21 protein-coding genes and 3 pseudogenes are annotated in these 22,482 nt (G+C 72.3%); 15 read left to right on the top strand and 9 right to left on the bottom strand.

All coding sequences use genetic code 11. The features are described from left to right. Nucleotides 1–228 precede the first annotated feature (228 nt). The 3 genes from ACIO9K_RS35370 (at nt 229) to ACIO9K_RS35360 (ending at nt 3,630) form a co-directional block, all read left to right on the top strand. Nucleotides 229–2,163: a PIG-L family deacetylase gene (locus ACIO9K_RS35370; RefSeq protein WP_400335894.1), complete on the top strand. Its 1,935-nt coding sequence runs from the start codon at nt 229–231 to the stop codon at nt 2,161–2,163. A gap of 224 nt (nt 2,164–2,387) precedes the next feature. Then, nucleotides 2,388–3,026: an ATP-dependent Clp protease proteolytic subunit gene (locus ACIO9K_RS35365; RefSeq protein WP_363623848.1), complete on the top strand. Its 639-nt coding sequence runs from the start codon at nt 2,388–2,390 to the stop codon at nt 3,024–3,026. 1 nt (nt 3,027) lies between these two features. After that, a complete protein-coding gene (locus ACIO9K_RS35360; protein ID WP_331745151.1) occupies nt 3,028–3,630 on the top strand; it encodes an ATP-dependent Clp protease proteolytic subunit in 603 nt (200 codons plus the stop codon). A gap of 74 nt (nt 3,631–3,704) precedes the next feature. On the opposite strand, the gene ACIO9K_RS35355 is transcribed toward ACIO9K_RS35360, so the two are convergent. Together ACIO9K_RS35355 and ACIO9K_RS35350 are read right to left on the bottom strand one after the other, a co-directional pair. Then, nucleotides 3,705–4,214, bottom strand: a complete 510-nt coding sequence (locus ACIO9K_RS35355) for a helix-turn-helix transcriptional regulator (protein ID WP_363623847.1) — start codon at nt 4,212–4,214, stop codon at nt 3,705–3,707. A gap of 124 nt (nt 4,215–4,338) precedes the next feature. Continuing rightward, nucleotides 4,339–7,146, bottom strand: coding sequence for an SdrD B-like domain-containing protein (locus ACIO9K_RS35350; protein WP_400335891.1), 2,808 nt, complete (start codon nt 7,144–7,146; stop codon nt 4,339–4,341). 408 nt (nt 7,147–7,554) lie between these two features. Between ACIO9K_RS35350 and ACIO9K_RS35345 the strand changes: the two genes are divergently transcribed. After that, nucleotides 7,555–7,920, top strand: a complete 366-nt coding sequence (locus ACIO9K_RS35345; RefSeq protein WP_363586909.1) for a hypothetical protein — start codon at nt 7,555–7,557, stop codon at nt 7,918–7,920. Nucleotides 7,921–8,112: 192 nt separating this feature from the next. Here the strand turns inward: ACIO9K_RS35345 and ACIO9K_RS35340 are convergent, their stop codons facing one another. Beyond that, the gene (locus ACIO9K_RS35340; protein WP_400335888.1) at nt 8,113–8,976 is read right to left on the bottom strand and encodes an NAD(P)H-binding protein; all 864 of its coding nucleotides are present in this window, start codon (nt 8,974–8,976) and stop codon (nt 8,113–8,115) included. A 98-nt stretch (nt 8,977–9,074) separates the two neighbouring features. Between ACIO9K_RS35340 and ACIO9K_RS35335 the strand changes: the two genes are divergently transcribed. Further along, nucleotides 9,075–9,833 carry a TetR/AcrR family transcriptional regulator gene (locus ACIO9K_RS35335; RefSeq protein WP_400335885.1) on the top strand — a complete coding sequence of 253 codons (759 nt, stop codon included), beginning with the start codon at nt 9,075–9,077 and terminating at the stop codon, nt 9,831–9,833. 138 nt (nt 9,834–9,971) lie between these two features. Here ACIO9K_RS35335 and ACIO9K_RS35330 read toward each other — a convergent pair whose 3' ends face one another. The 3 genes from ACIO9K_RS35330 to ACIO9K_RS35320 form a co-directional block, all read right to left on the bottom strand. Further along, the gene (locus ACIO9K_RS35330) at nt 9,972–10,565 is read right to left on the bottom strand and encodes a DUF4291 domain-containing protein (RefSeq protein WP_400335883.1); all 594 of its coding nucleotides are present in this window, start codon (nt 10,563–10,565) and stop codon (nt 9,972–9,974) included. 362 nt (nt 10,566–10,927) lie between these two features. Then, nucleotides 10,928–11,413 (bottom strand): hypothetical protein, encoded by a 486-nt coding sequence (locus tag ACIO9K_RS35325; protein ID WP_363586906.1) that lies wholly within the window; start codon nt 11,411–11,413, stop codon nt 10,928–10,930. Between the two features lie 215 nt (nt 11,414–11,628). Further along, nucleotides 11,629–12,003, bottom strand: coding sequence for a hypothetical protein (locus ACIO9K_RS35320; RefSeq protein ID WP_400335881.1), 375 nt, complete (start codon nt 12,001–12,003; stop codon nt 11,629–11,631). A 21-nt stretch (nt 12,004–12,024) separates the two neighbouring features. Between ACIO9K_RS35320 and ACIO9K_RS35315 the strand changes: the two are divergent. The 3 genes and pseudogenes from ACIO9K_RS35315 to ACIO9K_RS35305 form a co-directional block, all read left to right on the top strand. Beyond that, a pseudogene (locus ACIO9K_RS35315) lies at nt 12,025–12,195 on the top strand (XRE family transcriptional regulator); the annotation flags it as partial. A gap of 595 nt (nt 12,196–12,790) precedes the next feature. After that, a pseudogene (locus ACIO9K_RS35310) lies at nt 12,791–13,315 on the top strand (GNAT family N-acetyltransferase). Between the two features lie 174 nt (nt 13,316–13,489). Continuing rightward, nucleotides 13,490–14,536 (top strand): glycosyltransferase, encoded by a 1,047-nt coding sequence (locus ACIO9K_RS35305; RefSeq protein ID WP_400335879.1) that lies wholly within the window; start codon nt 13,490–13,492, stop codon nt 14,534–14,536. 174 nt (nt 14,537–14,710) lie between these two features. Here ACIO9K_RS35305 and ACIO9K_RS35300 read toward each other — a convergent pair whose 3' ends face one another. Both ACIO9K_RS35300 and ACIO9K_RS35295 read right to left on the bottom strand, forming a co-directional pair. Continuing rightward, nucleotides 14,711–15,316, bottom strand: a complete 606-nt coding sequence (locus tag ACIO9K_RS35300) for an NIPSNAP family protein (RefSeq protein WP_400335877.1) — start codon at nt 15,314–15,316, stop codon at nt 14,711–14,713. Further along, nucleotides 15,313–15,486, bottom strand: a complete 174-nt coding sequence (locus tag ACIO9K_RS35295; protein WP_400335875.1) for a hypothetical protein — start codon at nt 15,484–15,486, stop codon at nt 15,313–15,315. Before ACIO9K_RS35295 ends, ACIO9K_RS35300 begins: the two co-directional genes overlap by 4 nt. A gap of 55 nt (nt 15,487–15,541) precedes the next feature. On the opposite strand from ACIO9K_RS35295, the gene ACIO9K_RS35290 reads away from it, so the two are divergent. The 7 genes from ACIO9K_RS35290 (at nt 15,542) to ACIO9K_RS35260 (ending at nt 22,240) form a co-directional block, all read left to right on the top strand. After that, nucleotides 15,542–16,516: a helix-turn-helix transcriptional regulator gene (locus ACIO9K_RS35290; protein WP_400335873.1), complete on the top strand. Its 975-nt coding sequence runs from the start codon at nt 15,542–15,544 to the stop codon at nt 16,514–16,516. 325 nt (nt 16,517–16,841) lie between these two features. Next, complete coding sequence (locus ACIO9K_RS35285) at nt 16,842–18,074, top strand: acyltransferase family protein (RefSeq protein WP_400335871.1); 1,233 nt, start codon at nt 16,842–16,844, stop codon at nt 18,072–18,074. Beyond that, a complete protein-coding gene (locus ACIO9K_RS35280; RefSeq protein ID WP_400335869.1) occupies nt 18,055–19,281 on the top strand; it encodes a cytochrome P450 in 1,227 nt (408 codons plus the stop codon). The genes ACIO9K_RS35285 and ACIO9K_RS35280 overlap by 20 nt, the downstream gene beginning before the upstream one ends. 291 nt (nt 19,282–19,572) lie before the next feature. Then, nucleotides 19,573–19,713: a lasso RiPP family leader peptide-containing protein gene (locus ACIO9K_RS35275; protein WP_350878647.1), complete on the top strand. Its 141-nt coding sequence runs from the start codon at nt 19,573–19,575 to the stop codon at nt 19,711–19,713. Between the two features lie 11 nt (nt 19,714–19,724). Then, a complete protein-coding gene (locus ACIO9K_RS35270) occupies nt 19,725–21,557 on the top strand; it encodes an asparagine synthase-related protein (RefSeq protein ID WP_400335867.1) in 1,833 nt (610 codons plus the stop codon). Further along, nucleotides 21,558–21,815 carry a lasso peptide biosynthesis PqqD family chaperone gene (locus tag ACIO9K_RS35265; protein WP_363586890.1) on the top strand — a complete coding sequence of 86 codons (258 nt, stop codon included), beginning with the start codon at nt 21,558–21,560 and terminating at the stop codon, nt 21,813–21,815. Continuing rightward, nucleotides 21,812–22,240 (top strand): lasso peptide biosynthesis B2 protein, encoded by a 429-nt coding sequence (locus ACIO9K_RS35260; protein WP_400335865.1) that lies wholly within the window; start codon nt 21,812–21,814, stop codon nt 22,238–22,240. Before ACIO9K_RS35265 ends, ACIO9K_RS35260 begins: the two co-directional genes overlap by 4 nt. A gap of 54 nt (nt 22,241–22,294) precedes the next feature. Here ACIO9K_RS35260 and ACIO9K_RS35255 read toward each other — a convergent pair. Then, nucleotides 22,295–22,482, bottom strand: a pseudogene (locus ACIO9K_RS35255) (hypothetical protein); the annotation flags it as partial.

Here is a 22,482-nt window from a genome sequence, read left to right as displayed (position 1 = left end):
TCGGCTTGTCGTCTTATCGCTCGCTGGGCCGATTCCATCTCCGAAAGGAACGGGCTCGTCCGGAAAGGGGTCCGATGGGGTGGGGAGCGGTTGAAGTAATTTGATGATGCGTCAATTGACTTCCCCCGATGGCAATTTGCGCGATGCGGTCCAGGGTATTGCCTTCCCGGCATGCGCTAGCCTCGTCCTGGCGTGATCACATGCCGATCTCGAATTGGGGGGAATCACATGGCAATCGGACGACGGCAACTCCTCACCTCCGTCGCGCTCACCGCCCTCGCCGCGCCCGTCCTGGCCAAGGGGACCGCGACCCGCGCGGCCGCGGCCGTGGGGGCGGCCCCGGCCGCCCCCTCCGGGCCGCTGTTCATGCAGGTCGTCGCGCACGAGGACGACGACATCCTGTTCATGAACCCGGACCTGTCCAACGCGCTCGCCATCGGCACCCCGTCCGTCACGGTGTTCGTCACCGCGGGCAACGCGACCGGCGACCCGTGCGCCACGTCCTGCTGGGACACCGCCGGCGAGCCGCTGCGCACCTGGAACCGGCAGATGGGCGCCATCAACGCCTACTCCCGGATGACCGGGGTCGGCGACACCGACCCGGCGACCGACGAGGTCGGGCACTGGACGGCCGAGGCGTGGACGGTCGCGGGCAAGCAGGTCGAACGGTACGTCCTCAAGGACCGCCCGGTGCACCTGATCTTCCTCAACCTGCACGACGCCGGGCTCGGCGCCGTCCTGGCCGGCGGCACCGACACCACGGTCGTCCCGGTCGGCAGCCCGCTGTCCGGGCCGTCGACCTACACGGCGGCGGACGTCGTCGAGGTGCTGCGGCAGCTGATGGTGACGTACCAGCCGACCGTGCTCCGGGCCCAGGACGAACTCCCGGACAGCCGCTACTCGGGCGACCACTCGGACCACGTCTCCGCCGCGAAGTTCGCCGGCCAGGCGGCCCTGCTGTACGGCGGCCCGCTGATCCAGGTGAACTACCGGGACTACAACATCAGCGACTCCCCGGTGAACCTCGACCCGGCGACGACCGGCGCCAAGGGCGTGTTCGTCTCCGAGTACGCCAGCCACGACCACTCGGGGAACTACTCCGACGCCTGGTTCTCCCGGATGTACTACCGCTGGTCGCGGGGCACCTCCTGGGCCGGGCTGAACCAGGACGGCCGGCCTCAGGTCTTCGTCGTCCGGGCCGGCGCCCTCTGCACCTACTGGCGCCAGGCGGACGGCAGTTGGGGCGGTCCGGTGCGGATGGCCGACCCGGGCGGGCGACTGGCGCCGGGCATCGCGGTCGGGACCAACGCCGACGGCCGGCTGGAGGTCTTCGCCCGCCGCCTGACCGATCACCACATCATCTCCCTGCCCCAGGGTGCGCCCAATGGCTGGTGGTGGAACAGCTGGGCCGACCACGGCAACCCCAACACCGGACTCGGCAACGAGGACCAGGTCGGCGTGCCCGTGGTGGCCGGCAACCAGGACGGGCGGCTGGAACTGTTCGTCAAGAACGGCGGGGGCGGCCTCAGCAGCATCCGGCAGACCACCCCGGGCGGGGTGTGGACGGGCACCTGGACGGACCTGGGCGGCACCGACCTCCAGGACCCGGTCACCGCGATCCGCAACGGCGTCGGGGCGATCGAGGTGTTCGCCAGCACCCGCACCGGAATCCTCGGCTGGTGGCAGGGCGCCCCGAACGGCGCCTTCGGCGGCCCGGGCCCGATCCCGGGTGCCCGGCCGGCCAGCCCGCCCAAGGCCGCGCTCGACCAGGACGGCCGCATCGAACTCGCCTACCGCGAGGTCGGCACCGGCGCGATGCTGGTCAGCTACCAGACCCGGCCCGGCGGCGAGTGGAGCCGGTCCCCGGCCCCCCTCGGCGGAGACGGGGGAGTGGGCGAGCCGGCGGCGGCCACCGTCGGCGGACGGGTCGTCCTGTTCGAGCGCAACCGCGGCGGCGGCGTGAGCACCACCGCCCAGACCGCCCCGAACTCCGGCTACGGCACCTGGCAGGACCTCGGCGGCACCGTCCTCGACTACCCGGCCGCACTCGTCGACGGCGGCGGCGTCCTCCACGTGTTCGCGATCGGCTCGGACGGCCGCGTCTACTACCGCACGGGCGCGACGCCCACCACCTTCGGCGGCTGGCAGGGCCTGCCGCTCTGACCGGTCCCGCCCGGCGGCCGGTCGGGGGCTCTCCCGGCCGGCCGCCGGGCCGTGCGCAGCCGGGCCGGGCCGTCGCCTCTGCCCGTGGCGAATCTGCGGCGGGCAGAGAAAACGCATCCGGAGGTCTCCCGGGGTCAAGAGTGGAGTCGAGGGCAAGCCCGCCTCAACACCTCGACTCGACACCTCGACACCTCGACACCTCGGCATCTCGACAAGGAGACCGGATGACTCCCCTCACCACGCTCGCGCCCCGCGCGGAGGAGGGCGGCACGCCGCCCAGCCGCTTCGACGACCACCTCGCGGCGCAGCTGCTCGCCCAGCGGATCGTCCTCCTCGGCACCCAGGTCGACGACGTGTCGGCCAACCGGGTGTGCGCGCAGCTGCTCCTGCTGTCGGCGGAGGACCCGCGCACCGACATCAGCCTGTACGTCAACAGCCCCGGCGGGTCGGTCACCGCAGGGCTCGCCATCTACGACACCATGCGGCTCATCCCGAACGACGTCTCGACGCTGGTGATGGGGTTCGCCGCCAGCATGGGCCAGTTCCTGGTCACCGTGGGGGCGCCCGGCAAGCGGTTCGCGCTGCCGAACGCGCGGATCATGATGCACCAGCCATCGGCGGGCATCGGCGGCACCGCCGCGGACATCGAGATCCAGGCGGAGAACCTCCAGTTCACCAAGAAGGCCATCGAGCGGATCACCGCCGAGCACACCGGTCAGAGCGAGGAGACGATCGCGCGGGACGGCGACCGGGACCGCTGGTTCACGGCCGAGCAGGCCAGGGAGTACGGGATCGTGGACCGGGTGGTGGAGTCGGTCGCCGACATCCGCCCGGCCGCGTCGCGCCGACGGATGGGGCTGTGACATGGGGTCGTACACGGTTCCCTACGTCATCGAGCGGACCGCGCAGGGCGAGCGCTCCTACGACGTCTTCAGCCGGCTGCTGAACGAGCGGATCATCTTCCTCGGCACCGAGATCGACGACGGGGTCGCCAACGTGGTCATCGCGCAGCTCCTGCACCTGGAGTCGGAGAGCCCGGAACGCGAGATCTCGATCTACCTCAACTCGCCCGGTGGATCGTTCACTTCGCTGATGGCGATCTACGACACGATGACGTTCGTGCAGGCGCCGATCTCCACGTTCTGCGTCGGTCAGGCGGCGTCGACGGCGGCGGTGCTGCTGGCCGGCGGAGACCCCGGGCGGCGGTTCGTGCTCCAGCACGCGCGGGTGCTGCTCGGCCAGCCGGCCAGCGGCGGCCGGCAGGGGACGGTGTCCGACCTCAGCCTCGCGGCGAAGGAGATGGTCCGCACCCGCTCGCAGGTGGAGGAGGTGCTGTCCCGGCACACGCACCACGACGTGGCGACACTGCGCGCGGACATGGACCGGGACAAGGTGTTCACCGCCGAGGAGGCCGTCGCCTACGGGCTCGCCGACGAGGTGCTGAGCCGACGGCTCGCGTTCGGCTGACTTCTCCGTGCGGGCGTGGCCGGTACGGCGGGGCGCACCACCGTCGTACCGGCCGTCGGCCGGGGCAGGTCCGATCAGGCGGCGAGGCAGAGCCCGTCGTACTGCGCCGTGGGCGACGTGCGGCTCCGGTCCAACCGGCTTCGGCCCACCGCGCCCCGGCCCACCTGGCTCTGGCCCACCTGGCTCCGGCCCATCTGGCTCCGGGTGTGCCGGGTCAGCTCGTCCTGGGCGAGCGAGAGCAGGTCGGCGAGGCCGAGTCCGAGGGCACGGGCGGCGGCCGCGAGGACCTCGGAGGAGGCCTCCTTGCGCCCGCGCTCCAGCTCCGACAGGTACGGGATCGAGATCCGGGCCGCCTCCGCCACGTCCTTCAACGTCCTTTCCTGGGCGAGCCGTTCGCGGCGCAGCGCGTCGCCGACGAGGTCGCGCCACAGGGGTTCCCTCGGCGCGTTCGCGGGCGCGGGCACGGGCGCCGGTGACGCTCCCGCCGGCCGCTGCGGGGCGCGGGTCGCCCCGCCGGAACCGGGCGACGAGGTGTGCGGGCGCAGGGGGATGACGCGGGCTTCGTTCGGCGCATGAGTGCTCACCCCTCCAGCCTAGGGATCCGGGGCACCAGGGGAAGGGAGTGGCGTTCTGCCCTGGGTGAAGCCGTACGGGCCGCCCGGCCGGGCCCGTGGCCGTCGAACTCGCCACGGGCTCGGCCTGGTTCCACTACGCGTGCCGCGCCCCGCGCCGGCGCGCGACCACGACCAGCACGCCGCCCGCACCCAGCAGCGCCGCCGCACCGGTCACACCGAGCGGCAGCACGCTGCCGGCCCCGGTGGTCGGCAGCGCGCCGCCGGGCCGCTCATCGGGCCGGGACGGCCAGGCGCTCGGCGACGGCGGCGGCGGCGACAAGGACGCCACCGCCGCCACCGAGGCCGACGTCGGGCTCGGCGGCGGGGTCGGCGGCGGGGTCGAGACCGCATCCGGCGACGACGGGGCCGCGCCCGAACCGGCCGACGGGAGCAGCCGGTTGACGACCGTCACCGTGATCCCGTCGTCCAGGGTCTCGCAGGTGAGCACCAGCGGCCCGAAGACCGTGACGGCCGGCGCCGCGTAGCCGTCGGGCGGGCTCACCTCCACCCAGTAGTACGTCCCCGGTCCGACGACGATCCGGCAGATGCCGTCCGCCCCGGTGGTGCAGGGATCGCCGACCGGCGAGTCCTGGTGCCCGCCGGCGGTCTGCGGCCAGCTGGGCCCGCCGTTCCAGCGCCACAGCTGGAACGTCGCCCCGGCCAGCGGCCTGCCGTCCTGGTCGTGCTTGACCAGCGTCAGCGCGCCCTCCTGCGGCCGGAAGCCGAAGTCGAAGGTGTGGTCGTCCTGGCCCGGCCCGCCGGTGGTCAGTTCCCGCTCGGCGTACGTTCCGCCCGGCGGGACGACGCCCTTGGAGTTGATGAACGGGTTGTCGCCGACGTCGTGCCGGGTGGGCACCCACTGGTACAGCGGGCCGCCCTGGGCGAAGTCGGCGGGGTTGTCCAGCCGGATCGTGTACTTGGTGTGCGGCTTGAGCCCGCCGTCCACGTTCGAGTCGTCGAAGTAGTACTCGCCGCGCGCCGTCGTCCGCGCCGTGCCGACGAGCTTCCCCGGCCCGTCGTACAGGTGGACGGTGGCGCCTTCCACCGGGCGCTGGCCCGGCTTCTGGGTGCCCTTGTGCTCGGCGTCGTACCAGACCCGGTTACCGATCTGCAGCGGCGCCTGGTCGCAGAGCACCTCCAGGTCCCCCATCGAGGCGCCCTTGCCGAACGGCGCGGGCACGTTCGCCGGGTTGAGCCGCAGGCCGAACGCCGGGTCCTGCCTGCCGTCGCGCTGGACGAACGACGTGCCGTAGCCGAAGGCCGTGCTGTTGGGGTCGAACCCGGAGGTCCCGATGGTGTTCTCGACCTTGGACAGCGCCATCCCGGCGTAGGCCGCGTTGTGGTGGACGCCCATCCGGCTGGTGTCGAAGAAGCGGGCGCCCCGGGGCGAGAGCCCGCAGCCGGTGTTGGCGTCCAGCACGTAGGTGCCGCCGCTCAGGCAGGCCTTGTTCAGGTCACCGCCCGACAGCACCTCGCCCACCGCCGCGCCCGACCCCGACTGGCCCGTCGCCCGGTCGGCCATGCGGTCGCGGAAGGCCAGCAGCATCGAGCCGTCCGTCTCGAATCCGACCTCGCCCAGCTCCGGCTCCGGCTGCGCGCGGAAACCGGCGCAGGTCTGGCCGTTCTGCGTGGTCGGGTAGGTGTTCGTCCACGGGAACCAGCCCGCGCCGTCGCACGGGCCCGATCCGACGGTCGACTGGCGCGGGTAGTCCAGCGGCTGGTCCAGCACGGCCGCACCGAACCGGCCGGTGGCCAGGTCGAAGGGCAGCACGACCGCCCGCAGGTCCGAGGCCTTGCCCGTCGACTCGCCCGAGCAGACCCCGCCGAGGTAGCCGACGCCGTCCTGGAGGCCCAGGCCGAACGGCCGCCAGTCCCCGGCCGAGGCGCAGCCCGGGTCCGGGATCGGGTAGACGCCCCTCGGCTGCGCGGCCGTCGGTGCGGTCGCGTCGTAGCGGTACAGCGTGCGGGTGTTGAGGTTGACGACGAACAGGTCCCTGCCGTCGTTCGTCACCTTGAGCCCGCCGAGGCTCTCCTTGCCCGGCGCGACGAGGAACGCGTCGTCCGTCCCCGGTCCGTGCGCCGTGCTGCCGGCGTCCGGGACGGTGGTGAACAGCGTGGTCCGCCCCTGCGCCGGGTCGGTCACGTAGATGCCGCCGGCGCCGCCGGGGCCGTAGTCCGTGGTGCGCTTGGCCGCCGCCGAGGAGAAGATCCGCCGGTCGGCCTTGTTCCACGCGATGCCGTAGAGCGTGCCCGTCTGCGCGTCGGTGGCGAGGTTCGTGACGTTGACGTCCACGCCGTCCTGGCCGCGCGCGCGGTACGGGAACGACACCAGCGTGCGCTGCGCGCCGCCTCCCCAGGTGGTGTTCTGGCAGGTCGTCACCAGCGGCGCGTTCTGCTGGCAGTAGTCCCCCGGGTACCACAGCCCGGTGGTGTACGAGACGTTCTTGCCGCCGGAGAGGTCGACGAACTCCTCGTTGGAGCTCAGCTGGTTCGGCGCGCCGTCCAGCCCCTGCCGCGAGGCGAACGCCGGGAACAGCATGCCCGGCTTCGGATTCACCACCTGCACCCGGTACGTGCCGCCGTGCTCCCGGCTCCGCGGCGGCGCCAGCGTCACCGTCCCGTCGGCCCCGGTGGTGCCCTCGACGTGGGCCCGCGCCTCGCCGGTGAGCGTCACCTTCACGCCCGCCAGCCCCGGCTCCAGCGCGGGCGTCCACACCCCGGAGGAGTCCACGGCCCGGATCACCCGGACCGTCACCGTCCCGTCCTCCGTCTGCGAGAACGCCGCCGGCGCCGTCAGCGCCCCGCCGCCGCACAGCGCGGCGGCGAGCACCGCGGCCCGCGCGACGCCCTTCCTTCTCCTTCTCGTCCCCACCTGATCCCCACTCTCATGGTCGGCGGACATCTGCCCGATCCGGACAGGACCCCCAGGAGAGCGACAACCGGTCGTCCACGTCCTGGTTTCGGGGCGAATTCACTGGTGTGTGTGACAGGTGAAGGGCCGGAAATCGCATCAAGTTCGGATACGACCGCACAAGTTCGCATACCGCAGGAGAAATCCCGACGCCCGGAGCGCCCGGACCCCCGAGGCGGAGCGGATCCGCAACTCCCCGCAGTCCCGCCCGACGGCGTCTACCACAACGCGTTTTACCACAACGCCCCCCTGCCACGCCGCCGTTCCGGTGCCCGGACGCCGTCCTGCCCGGGGGGCCTTTAGGCCTGAAAGCCGCTATCCGAAGCCGGTGATCAAACCGTAGGAATGGCTCCACGGCCTGATCGGCCACCCACCCGTGATCAGAAGGAGCCCTCGCCCATGATCCGTCTTCGCACCTGTATGGCCATCGCCGGCGCCGCGGCGACGTTCGCCCTGACCGCCGCGCCCGCCCAGGCCGCCCCGGGCGACGTCACGACCTCGTGCGGAAGCGTTCTCACCCCGGCCGGCTACGTCGACGTCAGCTGGGGCTACAGCAGCAGTTGCGGCACGCAGAGCTTCAGCCCCAACATCAAGCAGATGAAGCAGCTCACCGGACTGCCCGTCGGCACCGTGGTCCAGGCCTGCTCCACCACCTACCCGCCGGCGGGCTGGGTCCAGACCGGCTCGTACTACACCAGCAGTTGCGTCGCCTGGTCGAACCCGAGCCTCAACAACAACGCCTGGCAGCTGAAGCGCGTCTCCTGACGGGGCGACTCCGCTGGGCCGGCACACCCGGGGCACTCCCTCAGGAGCGGGGTGCCCTGCCGTCCGGGCCGCCGTCCGGGAGGTGTTCCCGGACGGCGGTGTAGGCGGGGCGCGGACGGCGGCCCGAAGCCCGACCGCCGCCGAGCGGCCAGGACCGGGCACCGGCATCCGGCAGCCGGCGCCCTCGGTGGATCAGCTTTCGGACAGCTGCTCGCGCAGCACCGTGCGCAGGGTGACGGGATCGCGGCCGAGCAGGTCGGCCAGGGTGGGGTCGGTGGCGGCGAACTCGCCGGCGCGGCTGGCGGCGAAGATGCCGAGCAACCGGTCGGCGGTTTCCGCGGGGACGCCTTGGCCCGTCAGCTGCGTGCGGAACTGGTCGTCGGGGGCGGTGGTCCGCGTGACGGTGCGGCCGGTGAGCTCGGTGGTGATGGCGGCGATGTCGTCGAAGGTGAGCGCCTGTCGGCCCGTGAGCGGCGGCGTGGGGCCGTCGAAGCGGCCTTCGTCGGCCAGGATGGCGGCGGCTGCGTCCGCGAGGTCGGCGTGCGCGGTCCAGGCGACCGGCCCGTCCGCGGGGAGCGCGAGCCGGCCGGACTGTGCCGCGTTGCCGAGGAAGTGCGCCGCGCTGGTGGCGTGGAAGCCGTTGCGCAGCGAGGTGAACGGCACGCCGCAGGTGCGCAGGGCCTCCTCGGTGGCGGCGTGGTCGCGGCAGGCCTGGAAGCGCGACGTCGCGCCGGCCCCCATCTGGCTGGTGTAGAGGATGCGACGGGCGCCTGCCGCGACGGCCGCTTCGATCGCGGTGCGGTGCTGCCTGACGCACTCCTCGCCCATCTTGTCGACGGAGACGACGAGGACCTGCGCGGCGTCCTCGAAGGCGTGCGCGAGGCCGGCGGCGTCCGTGAAGTTGCCCTGGCGCACCCGTACCCCTTGGTCGGCGAAGTTCTGCGCCTTCTGCGGGTCGCGGACGCTGACGCCGATGCGTGCCGCCGGTACGCGCGTCAGCAGCCTCTCGACGATCTGACGCCCCAGCTGTCCGGTGGCTCCGGTCACGATGATCATGATGTGCTCCCGTGTCGCGACGAGGTGGTTCCAGTGGAAACACTTTCAAGGTATCTCTGATAATAACGATGGAACCAGTGGTGCGGTATCGTTGATTCATGCCATCGCCTTCACGCGACAGGGACGGCGCCACCGCCACCGCGTCCACCATTGAGTCCGCCCCCGCCTCCCCGGGCCGGGAGCAGACCAGGCAGCGGGTCATCGAGGCCGCCATCGGACTGCTGACGCGCGGGGGCCGCGACGCGGTCACCACCCGCGCGGTCGCCGATGCGGCGGGCCTGCAGCCGCCGGCCATCTACCGGCTGTTCGGCGACAAGGACGGGCTGCTCGACGCCGTGGCCGAGCACGGCTTCGCCGCGTTCCTCGCCACCAAGCACGTCGACCCCGACCCCCGGGACCCGATCGAGGACCTGAGAGCCGGGTGGGACGTCGCGGTCGAGTTCGGTCTGGCCAACCCCGCGCTGTACACGCTGATGTACACCGAACCCACCGGGACCACCTCGGCCGCCTTCAAGGCCGGCATGGAGATCCTGATGGGCCGCATCCGACGCCTCGCCGCAGGCGGCTGGCTCCGCGTCGACGAGGAACTCGCGGCCCAGATCATCCACGCCACGGCGCGCGGCGCCGTGCTCACCTGGCTGTCCCTGCCCCGGGACCGGCGCGACCCGGCCCTGTTGACCACCCTTCGGGAGTGCATGGTCGCCGCCGTCACCAACCGGCAGCCGGCCGTGAACGAGCCGGGCCCGGCCGGCGCAGCCCGCGCCCTGCGCGCCGCACTGCCCGAACAGACGACGCTCAGTGGCGCCGAGCAGCATCTGCTGGGGGAGTGGCTGAACCGCCTCGCCGCCGACGGCTGACCACCGACGGCTGGAGCGGGCAACGCCACCCCGGCCCCGGTGTCAACTGATGGTGCACCACGTCTCGGACCGTCGTGAGCTGCCCTGGCGGACGGCGACGGAACGAGCAGCCCGTGGCCCCGAGCGCTCGGGACCGGCTCAACCGCACAGGTGGTTCAGCAGCGCGTCGTCCGCCGGATAGGGGCGCTCGACGGGAAGGAGCTGCCGGGCGGCATCCAGAGCCCCGTCCCTCACCTGGGCCTGGACCGTGTGCGCGAGTGCGGTGACGTCGTCGATCGAGACGATCCACTGCTCCGCGTAGCGCTCGGCGGCCTCGCCGGCGAGGCCGAGTTGGAGGGAGCGGTGGGGGAGCGGCTGAAGGTGCAGATCGCGTTCGGGATCCCACTGCACCCGGGCCGGGGCCCGCTTCAGCTGGCGCTTCCAGGTGGCGCGGTCGGGGTGCAGCCCGTGTTCGTAGTGGGCCAGGCAGGCGTTCGCCAGGGCCCATTCGAAGCCCTCGCGGGTGATCTCGACCGCGAGGACGGTCTCCTGGCCCTCCTTGCCCGCCCATCCGCAGCGGTACATCATCCACAGGAACGACGGTTTGATCCACGTCATTCGGTCCCTCTTCCAGGCAGCCGGGAAGTGGCCGTCCTGTGCGGCGGGCAGGCCGATCTCCGGAGGGTACGCCTGGTAGACGGTCACGGTGGTGGCCGTGTGGAGGGCGCGGATCCGATGCTTGGGTTCTGACACGGTGACCAGGGTCGGGGTTCGGCGCGCAGCGCGCCATCGAATTACCGGGCCGGAGGGGGATGGTGCGGCGCTCGGCGGTCGCTGCGGCACCTGCGGTGAGCGCGTGGTGGAGGTGTTCCCGGGTTCCTCCGCTTCCCGGCGGTGCCGGCCGGCGGGTGCCGAACGGCCCGGGCCGTTCGGCACCCAGTGGCGGGGCACCGTCTTTTCATGCTTCTCATGCGTTTCATGCGGCGGCGTGCGTCGAGCGGCGCGGCGGTACAGGCGCCGGATCACCCGACACAGGCGCCGGGGGGTGGGGGCCGGACAGATCCTGGACTATCTGGCGGCGCTTGCCCGACCCTGGCGGTGCCCGACGGCCGGGATCAGTTCTTCCACACGCCCCAGTAGACGTCGGCGTTGTCGCCGGAGCCGCTCTCACGGGTGGTGCGGAAGACGCTGCTGGTGCCGTTCTCGTCGTAGCTGTTGGAACCGGTGTAGGGGTTGGCCCAGTGCAACTGGACGGTGTTGTTGTTGCGCCAGCCTTCCTCGCAGCCGTACGTGCTGAACGTCGCCCAGCCCTCGGTGCCGGTTAGGAACCCGTTGCTCTCCGACTGGAAGGTGGCGTCGCCGGTGTTCCCCAGGGTCTGCGGCGGCTCCTGGCCCTGCGTCCAGATGCCGTGGGCCAGAGCGTAGCCGGTCCGGTAGAGCGAGCAGCCGGTCCCGTTGTGCAGGTGGACGGTGGTGCTCCGGGCCGCCTGGGTGGTGGCCTGGGCGGTGGCCGGGGCGGCCTGGGCGGTGCCGGTGGCGATGGTGCCGAGCCCGATGGCGCTTACCGCAGCCAGCGCCGCGAAGCGTGCGGAGGTACGCATGGTTCCCTCGATTCCGTGTGCCTTCGGTGGGTGGCGCGGGCGGTGTCCCGCGCCGTGGTGAACGATGCGCCGCGCCGACAGACAAACGATGGACGCTGCGTCCCGCGCTGTTCACCGCACCGTTCGCAACGCCCGTCCATCGTTTGTCAGTTGGCGTGGCGTACGAGCACCCGGGCGGCCGCCCGTCCCGACGAAGGCCCCGGAGACGTCCTCCCTCACAGTGGAGTGAGGATGTCCTGGTCAGCCCCGTCGAGGACGAAGCCGTTGTCCAGCCGGACCCGGACCGTCACCCGGTTCCCCCGTTCCCGGTGCGCGGTCCACTGCGGCTCCAGCGCGGCGATCTCCGCCTCCAGGCGCTCGCGGCTCGCCACCGGCATGGTGTGCCCGTAGTCCTCGAACAGCGCTTTGAGCCGCTGGTACTCGCGAACCTCATGGCTCTCCGGGAGTTCCCCGTCCACCCGCTCGACGGTGCCCTCCACCCCGGATCCCAGTGAGAGGAACCCGACGACGGCCCCGGGCTCCCCGGCGACCGCCTCACCGATCCCGAGGTCCTCGGCCAACCTGACGCGCCAGCCTTCCTTCAGGGTCATCCGTCCTCTGCCTCTCCATCGATCGAGGCCGCCGGCGCCGCCGGCCCGCGGCCACGGCCATTATCCGCGGTCGCGTCACGGTGCACCCTCTCCCGCCTGGAGGGCGGCACCCGCAAGCCCACCCTGGAACTGCTGCTGCCGCTCGCCGAGGTCCACGCCGTGCCCCTCGACGACCTCGTGGGCGCGCCTCGCATCCGAGCCCGCACCACCTGACCCGCGCCCCGGCCGGGACGGCCCTCATGTGGCCGGTTCAGGAGAAGTCGCGGAGCCGGGCCAGGGGTTGAGGCGGCGCGGGGTGGTGCCGGCCGATCGCGTCGAGTCGCCGGAGGCTTGTACGGTCTTCGGTGTCACGCCGAGGAGGTCATCGCGGCGGCGCAATTCCTGGGGGATGCATGAGGCTTCGACGGCCTGGTCGGTCGGATCGCTCGAACGGCACGCCGATCGTGGTGGCGTGTCTGCTGGCGCTGGATGTCGTCCTGTTCGCGGCCGTCCTTCAGGCCGCGCTTGGGCATGGACTCTGTCCGGCCCTCGGCGGACGTCAATGCGGCGCCCGTACTGCTGTCCCTCGGTTGGTCGTCGCGTTCACGGCGACATTGGTCACCGGCGGTCTGTGCCTCTGGCGGCGGCGCCCGGCGTCCGCAACCCTCCAGCTCGCCCTGGCCCTCCTGTTCGGCCTATCGGCCGTCAGTACCCACTGAGGGATGTTCGGTGTTCTGCCTGCCCAAGAGGACACAAGATGGTGCGCATGACTTTGGCCACCCCCGTTCTGCACACCGCTCGCCTGTGACTGCGCCCCTTCACCGACGCCGACGCGGACTCCCTCCTCGCGCTGCACAGCAGCACCCATGTGATGCGCTATCGGGACTCGCCGCCGTGAACCGAACAGGCCCGCGCCGAGCGCTTCATCGCGATGTGCCGGAAGACGGCGGACGGAGGCACCGGGGCGCGGGTGGCCATCGACCGTGCTTCTGACGGGGCCTTCGTCGGCTGGTGCGGTCTGACCGGATGGAACCCGGACTACCGCAGCGCGTCGTTGGGCTACTGCCTCGACGATGCGGTGTGGGGCCACGGCTTCGCGACGGAGACCGCAACCGCCGTGCTGCGATGGGCATTCGACGCACTGGACCTGAATCGGGTGCCGGCCGGGACCGATACGCGCAAGGTGGCATCTGCCCAGGTCCTGGAGAAGATCGGATTCGTGCGTGAAGGGACGTTGCGGGAAGACTGCGTCGTGAACGGCGAGGTGTCCGACTCGTGGGTGTTCGGGTTGATCGGGCGAGAGTGGCGGCCGTCGACCGCGTCGGGTCGGTGACACGCGGGGGCATTGCTGCCACCCTGAGCGTATGAGTACGGGCCAGGCCCAGCCGCTGTGCACGGACGTTGCTCCACGGCCCCGGGAAGGCGATGCCGCCTCCCCGGCCCAACCGCCCATGCCCGTAACCCCCGTGGTCTGGTCCTACCGATCGTTGTTTCTCAGGGAGGCACGATGACCGGCCGGGTGATCTACGCGTCGTTCGAGTTCCAGTTCCCGCTGGGCGGCATTCGGGTGCTGAACCAGCAGGTCTCGCTGCTGCGGGCCGTCGGCGTCGAGGCGTTCCGCTGGACGCCCACGCCGGGATTCCGTTACACGTGGTTCGACGACGACGTGCCGACGCTGTCCGGCATGACCTTGGACCTCGGGCCCGAGGACGTGCTCGTGCTGCACGAGGTCAGCGTGGTGCCGGGCCACGACCCGGCGCCCGGCGGCCACAAGGTGATCTACTCGCAGGGGCACTACGTCAGCTTCCTGACCTGCCCCGAACCCGGCCCGTATCCGGGCTGGTCGGACCGGCCGGCCCTGTGGACGATCTCGAAGGCGGGCGTCGACATGTTCCGCCGCGCCCTGCCCGAGTTCGAACCCCACCTGGTGCCGAACGTCATCGACACCGAGTTGTTCCGACCGGCGTCGACCGAGCGGGTTCGGCGCATCGCGTGGATGTCCCGCAAGCGTCCGATCGAGACCACGCTGCTCCGCCGTCTGCTGCACGCCGACCCGCGGTTCGAGGGCGTGGAGCTGTACGACATCCACGCGGTCCCCCACGAGGAGGTCGCTCGCGTCCTGTCCGACACGTCGGTGTTCATCGCGTTGGGAGCGCCCGAGGGCGAGGGCTTCGGATTGCCGCCGGCCGAGGCGATGGCCAGCGGCTGCCTGGTGACGGGTTACGCCGCCGGCGGCGGAGCGGAACTGTTCGACTCGCCGTCCGCGTGGCGGATCCCGGAGCTCGAAACGGATCGGTTGGCGGACAAGGCCCTTGAGCTGCTCGACCTGCCCGGCCAGGAGGAGGTGCGGCGGGCGGGCCGTCAGTGGGTCGCCGACCGGTACACCACCCGGGCCGCCGTCGAGGCACTGATCGAGGGCATCCGCAAAGCGCGTGCCCTCCCCGGCGGGGCGGCGAAGGCCACCCATCCGGCTGCCTGGATGGAGGAGTTGTTGAGGCGCTTCCCGGTGCCGCCGGAGACGCACGCCCGGGTGGAACCACCGGCCGCTTCGTAGTGCTCCAGCCGGACTGCTCCGTTCCCGCCGGCCACCGGCCCGAAAGCGGGGAGCGACGGCCCGCACCAGCGTGGTGCAGGCCGTCGCCACCTCGCACGACCCCGTTCCCGGCGGGTGACGCAGCAGGTCAGGCCGGACGTCGGCCTGCCCACCCACGGCCCTCTGCGACAGGCTTCAGCGGGAGTGTTGCGGCACGGGCGAGAGGTGCAGTTGCTGCGGGGCGGAGTGCAGGTGTGTCGAGAGGTCCGGCAGGGGGGCGGTGTCGCCCGTGGTGAACCACACCAGGACGTCCTCGCCGGCCCGTACGGGCAGGGCGGGGAAGTCGTTCTCCGCGTGTTCGGTGCGGTGAACCGCCAACGGCGGGGTCCGGGCGGCCAGTTCCGGGCGCAGACGCCGCTCGAAGTGGTCGGCGAAGGCGGCGGGGTCCAGGGGGTGGCAGATGGTCGCGACGACCGGTCCGGCCTCGGCCGGGGTGGTGAAGCCCGGGCCGCGCAGCAGCAGGACGTCGTCCGAGTCCACCATCGTCGCGTTGGCGGCGTCCCGGTGCTCCTGCCAGACCGGCCCGTAGTAGAAGGCGTGCAGTGCTCGTGCCCGCGACGCCATGTCCGGGAAGCTGCGCAGCCAGACGAAGCGGTCCGGGTCGTCCAGGTCCCGGAACCGGCCGCCGACGGTGATGCCCACTGCCTGCTGTCCGGTCACGAACTCCCGCTCGAAGAGGTCGATCAGAGTGTCGCGGGCACCTCGGTGCAGGGTGTACTGGCGCAGTTCGACGATGCTCACGAGGCGTCCTGCAACTGGACACGGCTGAGCTCGGTGACCCGGTCGAGCGCCCGGCTGTGTCCGCCGTTCACGGAGAACTCCTGCGCCCGGCTGTCACCGCCGGCCGGAACCCTGGTGAGTCTGCGGACGGCCATGCCCCGGGAACCGTGGAGGAAGTCGGAATCGATCATGGCCGCAGGCTAGAACCGGTCCACTGACACCTCCTGTCAGTGGATACTGACAGCTGTGCGCGCCAGCCGACTGATCTCGCTGCTCCTGCTCCTCCAGAACCGGGGAAGGATGACGGCCCAGCAGCTCGCCGACGAGCTGGAGGTGTCGGTCCGCACGGTCTACCGGGACCTCGAAGCGCTCGGCGCCGCCGGGGTCCCGCTGTTCGGCGAGGCCGGTCACGGCGGCGGCTACCGGCTGCTCGACGGGTACCGCACCCGGCTGACGGGCCTGACCGCCGATGAGTCGCAGGCCCTGTTCCTGGCCGGGCTGCCCGGCCCGGCGGCCGAGTTGGGCCTGGGCGAGGTCCTGGCGACCGCCCAGCTCAAGCTGCGGGCCGCCCTACCGGCGGAGCTCCGCGAGCGGGCCGGGCTGATCCAGGAGCGCTTCCACCTCGATGCGCCCGGCTGGTACGGGGACGTGGACGAGACGCCGCACCTGGCGGCCGTCGCGGCCGCGCTCTGGGACCGGCGCAGGGTGTGGGTCCGCTACCGGCGGTGGAAGGCGCCCACCGAAGTGGAACGGCGACTGGAGCCGTACGGACTGGTCCTCAAGGCCGGCCGCTGGTATCTGGTCGCTGCCGCGGGCGGTGCCGCCCCGCGTACGTACCGGGTCGACCAGATCCTCGAACTGCGAGAACTGGAAGAGGAGTTCGAGATACCCGCGAGCTTCGACCTGGCTGCACACTGGCGGGACCGGCTCGCCGACTTCCATGCCCGACTGCACACCGCGGAGGCGACGGTGCGACTGTCGCCGCGCGGTGTCGCCCGGGGCCGCGAGCAGCTCGGCCGCGCGTTCGACCGGGCGGTCGTGGATTCGGGGGTGGTCGAGGCGGACGGCTGGACCAGGGCGTCCGTGCCCATCGAGTCCCTTGGCCACGCCCACGACGAGTTCCTGAGACTGGGCACCGACGTGGAGGTCCTCGAACCACCGGAGCTGCGTGCCCGGCTGGCCGCGACCGCCCGCGCACTCGCCGACCGATACGGGGCCTGACGTGGGTGAATTCCCGTCCCTGCCCTCCGTCTCTGACGGGACGTGTGCCGGGTTGCCTGTCCGCCGGCCCGGGCCTGCCTGCCTGCCCGATCCGCTGGGTCGATTCGCCGGGCCGATTCGCCGGGCCGATCCGCTGAGCCGATTCGCCGGGCCGATCCGCTGAGCCGATCCGCTGGGTCGCACGGTGCGATGCGGTGCATCGAGAAAATCCGCTTGACCGTTCCGGCGGGGCATTTGATAGTGGCCCAAACAGTCTGCGCACATGCTCGGATTCCACCCGGGAAGCCTTGGTGGCGTGGATGTCGTCATCGACAGAGAAGCGGTGATGCAGACGCCGGAACCGTCCGCTCGTCCGAGCCGCCTGCCGTCGCTGACCGGTATGCGGTTCATCGCGGCGTTCGCCGTGCTGGTATCCCACCTGGCCGGTCAGATCGTCGGATCGATACACCCCGGTCTGCCGTACCTGATCACGACCCTCGGACCGGTCGGGGTGGCGTTCTTCTTCGTGCTCAGCGGCTTCATCCTCACCTGGGTCGCCGACCCGAACGACACCGCCGGACTGTTCTGGCGCCGACGCCTGGTGAAGATCCTTCCGAATCACCTGACGACCTTCACGGCCACCGTGGCGTTGATGGCCGCTGCGGGCGTTCCGATCATGGTGATCAACACGATCCCGCCGCTGCTGCTGATCGAGCCCTGGATTCCCGACTTCGACGCCCTCGGCGGGCTGACCGGAATCAACGTGCCGAGTTGGACCCTCGGCTGCGAGTTGGTCTTCTATCTCGCGTTCCCCTGGCTCATCCGCCTCATCGGGCGCATCCGGCCGCCGCGGCTGTGGCCGTGGGCGGTGGGCGTCGCCATCGCGATCATCGCCGTCCCGTTCGCCGCCCAGGCGCTACCGGCGCGGCCGGCCACCTCATGGGACCCGGCGATCGCCGAGCTGCAGTCCTGGTTCGCCTACAGCCTGCCCTTCACCAGGATGCTCGAATTCGTCCTCGGCATCCTGATGGCGCGCATCGTGATCTCGGGGAAGTGGATCCGCCTGGGCATGACGCCGGCGTTCCTGCTGACCGTCGCCTGTGTGGTGGTCCAGTCCCACCTGCCCGGCGTGTTCCGCCTCTGCGCCGGACCGACCGCGGCCGCACTCGCCCTGCTGATCGCGGCCGCCGCCTCCGCCGACGTACGCACCGCACGCACCCCCTTCAGCGGCCGGACCATGGTGTGGCTCGGCGAGATCTCGTTCGCCCTCTACCTCGTGCACTACCTCGTCATCCAGTACGGCCCGATCGACGGCGTGCACGCCACGGGCGGGACGGCGGGCGGCGCCGCGTCGACGCGGCTGGTGCACATCCTGCTCACCGTCGCGATCAGCCTCGTCCTCGCGGCGGCCCTCTACACACTGGTCGAACGCCCGGCGGTCCGACGCTTCAGCCGGCCGCGCGGCCGCCGCGCCGGACCCACCCCGGTCCGTGAGGACGGCCGGCCCCGTACGCGTCGGCGCGATGAGCTCTCCCTCCGTCATCCTGGAGCCGTCACCCATGACGAAACCCAGCCCTGACCCGGCATCAGAACTCCCCGGACTCCCCGAATTCCCGGTCACCCGGCCGGACTCCCGCCCCCTCGACCCCGACGAGACCTACGCCCGGCTGCGCGCCCACGCGCCGGTGTCACCGGTGCGCTGCCCGGCCGGGATGGACGCATGGCTGGTCAGCCGCTACGAGGACATCCGGAGCGTGCTCACGGATCCCCGGCTGAGCTCCCGCGGCGCGGGATCGATGCACATGCTGCCCTCCTACGACCGGCGCGACCCGGCCCCGGGCTCGATGATCCAGCTGGACGGGGAAGAGCACGCACGGCTGCGACGGCTGCTGATCGGCGAGTTCACCGTGCGACGGATGGAGGCGCTGCGTCCGTCCGTCCAGCGGATCACCGACCGGCACGTCGATGCGATGCTCGCCGGGTCGAGCGCCGACCTGGTACGGGACTTCGCGCTGCCGATCCCGTCGCTGGTGATCTGCGAGCTGCTCGGCGTGCCCTACGACGACCACGAGTCCTTCCAACACGACAGCGAGGTGCTGATCGGCTTCGGGGCCGACGCGGCCACCCGCGACGCGGCCACCCGGCGGCTGGAGGGCTACCTCGGCGAGCTGATCGTTCGGCGCCGGGCCGAGCCGCGGGACGACCTGCTGAGCCGGCTGATCGTCCGCGGCGAGGAGACCGAACACCCCCCGACCGTAGGGGAGTTGGCCACGCTCGGCGTACTGCTGCTGGTCGCCGGGCACGAGTCGACGGCCAACATGATCGCGCTCAGCGCCCTGGTGCTGATGGCGGACCGGGAGCGGGCGGCCGCGCTGCGGGCCGCCCCGGACACCATCGGCACGGCCGTGGAGGAACTGCTGCGCTACCTGTCCGTGATCCAGTTCGGGCTGCTGCGGTACGCCACGGAGGGCGTCACCGTCGGCGGTACCGCGGTGGCGGCGGGAAGCTGGCTGGTCGCCGCGATCCCGTCCGGAAACCGGGACGAGGACCTGTTCCCGGCCCCGGACACCGTCGACCTGTGCCGACCGCCCCGCACGCACCTGGCGTTCGGGTTCGGTCCGCACCAGTGCATCGGCCAGCAGCTGGCCCGGATCGAGTTGCAGGTCGCGCTGACCACACTGCTGCGCCGCGTGCCGGGGCTACGGCTGGCCGAGCCGTTGGCGCAGTCCGCGTTCAAGCACAACGACATCGTCTTCGGCCTGCGGAGCATGCCGGTCCTCTGGTGACGTCCGGGGCTTAGAGGGCTCGCGGCGCCCGCCGCCGGCCACGGCAGCGGCGGGCCCGCGTCCTCCCGCGTTTCCCTCTGGCCGGATCCAGCCCCTCCGCCCTCCGTACGCGCGGACCGGCACTCACGTGCCCGGCAGCCCCGGGAGCGACACCGGCCGCCCAGGTGGGAGACCGTCAGGTTCCGGCCGAAGCCTCCGGCACCGCTTGTCCATCGGGGAGTCGGCAGAGAACAGTTGTACTCGACCGGCCGGTGATCGCGTCCCACTCCTTGTGAACGAGAGGACATCGTCATGACCGACGTGTACGAGCCCCCGACGCTGGACGTGTACGAGCCCCCGATGCTGATCGAACTCGGTGACTTCGCGGACCTCACCCGGGGCTTCGACATCGGCAACCAGTCCGATGTCCACGGCTACTACCTCGCCCCCTGAGGAACCGGCCGATGAGCGGTCACCCGCGGACATGGTTCGTGGTCCTTCCGGACACCGAAGCCGGGGCCGCGACGGCCGCGGTGTGGGGCACGGCCGAGTGCCGTGCCCTGCACCACCCCAGCGGGCGTCCCTGGATCCTCGGCCACTGGCCGGCCGGCGAGCCGGTCACCGCCCAGGCCGGACCGGTCGCGCTGGCCGTGTTCGGCACCTCCGACGCCGACCCGCACCGCCTGCGCCGCCACGCCGAACGCGTTCGCGACCCGCGGGACGTGCTCGTCCTCGGCGGCGACCTCGCGGGCAGCTTCCACCTCCTCGCCACCGTGCACGGCACCGTGGCCGCGCGCGGCTCGCTGTCCGGACTGCGCCGACTCCACCTGGCCGAGGTCGACGGCGTCCCCGTGCTGTCCGACCGGGCCGACGTCCTGGCCGCCGCCGCCGGCCTCGCCCCGTCCCTCGACCGGCTCGCCCTCAGGCTCGCCGACCCGCTGCCGCACCCCGTCGACGCGCTGCCCCTGTGGCCGGGAGTCACCGCCGTGCCGCCGAACCACGCGGCCGTGCTCGCCCCCGGACGCCCCGCCCGCACCCTCGCCCACTGGCACCCGCCGGCCCCGCGGCGAGCCCGGCCCGAAGCCGCGACGGCGCTCGGCCAGGCCCTGCACCGGGCCGTCGACACCCGGACCAGGGACGGCGGTCTCATCGCCGCCGACCTCTCCGGCGGGCTGGACTCCACACCCCTGTGCTTCCTGGCCGCCACGGGCCCGGCCGAACTGCTCACCGTCACCATCGGCTCCGTCGACCCCCACCACGAGGACGCCGCCTGGGCGCAGCGAGCCGCGCACCACCTGCCCGGCCGGCGACTCGTGCTGGCGGCCGAGGACATTCCCGCGATGTTCGCCGACATCGACACACCCGGACCGCAGGGCGACGAACCGTTCGCCTGGACCCGGACCAGGGCCCGCGACGAAGCCGTCGCCCGGCTGCTCGCGACGCACGGCGCCCGGCTGCGGATCAGCGGCGAAGGCGGCGACGAGGTGCTGCAAGCCCTGCCCGCCTACCTGCGCACCGTCCTGCCACGGCACCCGGCCACCGCCGCCCGCCACCTGCGCGGACACCGGGCCCGCCTGCGCTGGACGCTGCCGGACGCCCTGAGCGCCCTCAGCGACCCCCGGCCGTATTCGGCCTGGCTCGCCCGCGCCGCCGACCGCCTCACCCACCCCGACCCGCCGCGCACCACCCAACTGCTCGGCTGGGGGATGGCACCCCGGCTGCCGCCCTGGGCCACCGCCCGGACCGCCGAACTGGTACGCGAACAGCTGCGGGCCGGCCAGGGCTCGGAACCGCTGGCGCCGGAGCACGCCCAGCACCAGGCGCTGCGCATGGTCCGGCACAGCGCGGCGGCCATGCGGCAGCTGATCGACGCCACCGCCCGCGCGGGAACGCCGTACAGCGTGCCCTTCCTGGACGACCAGGTCCTGGACGCCTGCCTGGCCGCCGACCCCGCCACCCGCGGAACGCCCTTCGCGTACAAGCCGCTGCTCACCGCGGCGGTCGCTCCCGACGTGCCGGCCGACCTCCTCCGGCGCACCGGCAAGGGCGACTTCAGTCCGGACACCTACCAGGGGCTCGCCCGCCACCGCGTCGAACTCGCCGCGCTCATCGACGACAGCGCCCTGGCCCGCGCCGGACTGGTCGACCCCGCCGTCCTCCGGCAGGCCTGCCTCGGGCTGTACCCGCCCGGCACCTCCTACGCGGCCCTGGACGCGACGCTCGCCTGCGAGCACTGGCTGCGCGCCCACGGGACGAGTCGGCACCCCGCTTCCCCGACCACCGCCCAAGGAGCTTGAATGGCCACCCGGTTGCGCCCCGACGTGACGCTCACCCCGACCGACGACGGCGCCGTCGTCCTGGACGAACGCTCCGGCCGCTACTTCCAGTTGAACCGCACCGGGCTGCTCATCCTGCGGTCCCTGCTGGAGGACCGGACCGCCGACGAGATCGCCGCCGACCTCGGCGGCCGGTTCCCGGTCACGGCGGCCCGGGCACGTTCCGACGTCGACCGGCTGCACGAGAGCCTGCGCACCGCCGGGCTGGTCACCGGATGAGCCTGCACGCGCACGCCGACCACGTGGGCCGGCCGCCCTGGCACCTGCGGCCGGCCGTGCTCGCGGCGATCGGCGCGGCGCGGCTGGTCGAACGGCTCCCCCCGGTCCGGATCCGTCGGCTGATGAGCGCACTGCGGCGCGGCGCCCGCCCCGCCGGCCGGGCCGAGGCACTGGCCGCCCGGCAGGCCGTGGTCGCCCTCAGCATGCGCTGCGCCGGCCAGGGATGTCTCCAACGCTCGATCGCCGCAGCGCTGTTGTGCCGCACGCGCGGCACCTGGCCGACCTGGCGCACGGGCGTGCGAACCGCACCCTTCCGCGCCCACGCGTGGATCGAGGCCGACGGCGAACCCGTCGACGAGCCCGCCGAACTCGCCCACTTCCACCCGCTGATCACCGTCGCACCGGAACACCGACCGGGCCCGTGACCTCGTCGCTCACCCGGGTCCGGCCGTGGGTGGGTGCCGGTGGTGTGGTCGGGGTTACTTGCCGGCGGCTGTCATGGAGGTGACGGCGTCGGCGATGGTGGCGCGGTAGTTGCCCATGTGGGGGTTGAGGACGCGGGTGTCGTTGGTGAGTGGGAAGTTGTGGGTGGCGGCGAGGGGCATGTTGGTGTCGTCCTGGTCGGCGAGGACGTTGAGTTCGTTGATGTCGGGGGTGGTGCCGGTGG

Source organism: Kitasatospora sp. NPDC087271 (assembly GCF_044744605.1).
Lineage (GTDB): Bacteria > Actinomycetota > Actinomycetes > Streptomycetales > Streptomycetaceae > Kitasatospora.
The sequence above is the reverse complement of the archived record's forward strand: the minus strand, read 5'-3'. Positions and strand labels throughout refer to the sequence as shown.

What these genes read in the sequence shown, in the direction of transcription:
- ACIO9K_RS35370 (WP_400335894.1), top strand. Translation starts at nt 229, where the DNA reads ATGGCAATCGGACGACGGCAACTCCTCACCTCCGTCGCGCTCACCGCC.
- ACIO9K_RS35365 (WP_363623848.1), top strand. Translation starts at nt 2,388, where the DNA reads ATGACTCCCCTCACCACGCTCGCGCCCCGCGCGGAGGAGGGCGGCACG.
- ACIO9K_RS35360 (WP_331745151.1), top strand. Translation starts at nt 3,028, where the DNA reads ATGGGGTCGTACACGGTTCCCTACGTCATCGAGCGGACCGCGCAGGGC.
- ACIO9K_RS35350 (WP_400335891.1), bottom strand. Translation starts at nt 7,146, where the DNA reads ATGTCCGCCGACCATGAGAGTGGGGATCAGGTGGGGACGAGAAGGAGA.
- ACIO9K_RS35345 (WP_363586909.1), top strand. Translation starts at nt 7,555, where the DNA reads ATGATCCGTCTTCGCACCTGTATGGCCATCGCCGGCGCCGCGGCGACG.
- ACIO9K_RS35340 (WP_400335888.1), bottom strand. Translation starts at nt 8,976, where the DNA reads ATGATCATCGTGACCGGAGCCACCGGACAGCTGGGGCGTCAGATCGTC.
- ACIO9K_RS35335 (WP_400335885.1), top strand. Translation starts at nt 9,075, where the DNA reads ATGCCATCGCCTTCACGCGACAGGGACGGCGCCACCGCCACCGCGTCC.
- ACIO9K_RS35325 (WP_363586906.1), bottom strand. Translation starts at nt 11,413, where the DNA reads ATGCGTACCTCCGCACGCTTCGCGGCGCTGGCTGCGGTAAGCGCCATC.
- ACIO9K_RS35320 (WP_400335881.1), bottom strand. Translation starts at nt 12,003, where the DNA reads ATGACCCTGAAGGAAGGCTGGCGCGTCAGGTTGGCCGAGGACCTCGGG.
- ACIO9K_RS35305 (WP_400335879.1), top strand. Translation starts at nt 13,490, where the DNA reads ATGACCGGCCGGGTGATCTACGCGTCGTTCGAGTTCCAGTTCCCGCTG.
- ACIO9K_RS35295 (WP_400335875.1), bottom strand. Translation starts at nt 15,486, where the DNA reads ATGATCGATTCCGACTTCCTCCACGGTTCCCGGGGCATGGCCGTCCGC.
- ACIO9K_RS35285 (WP_400335871.1), top strand. Translation starts at nt 16,842, where the DNA reads ATGCAGACGCCGGAACCGTCCGCTCGTCCGAGCCGCCTGCCGTCGCTG.
- ACIO9K_RS35280 (WP_400335869.1), top strand. Translation starts at nt 18,055, where the DNA reads ATGACGAAACCCAGCCCTGACCCGGCATCAGAACTCCCCGGACTCCCC.
- ACIO9K_RS35275 (WP_350878647.1), top strand. Translation starts at nt 19,573, where the DNA reads ATGACCGACGTGTACGAGCCCCCGACGCTGGACGTGTACGAGCCCCCG.
- ACIO9K_RS35270 (WP_400335867.1), top strand. Translation starts at nt 19,725, where the DNA reads ATGAGCGGTCACCCGCGGACATGGTTCGTGGTCCTTCCGGACACCGAA.
- ACIO9K_RS35265 (WP_363586890.1), top strand. Translation starts at nt 21,558, where the DNA reads ATGGCCACCCGGTTGCGCCCCGACGTGACGCTCACCCCGACCGACGAC.
- ACIO9K_RS35260 (WP_400335865.1), top strand. Translation starts at nt 21,812, where the DNA reads ATGAGCCTGCACGCGCACGCCGACCACGTGGGCCGGCCGCCCTGGCAC.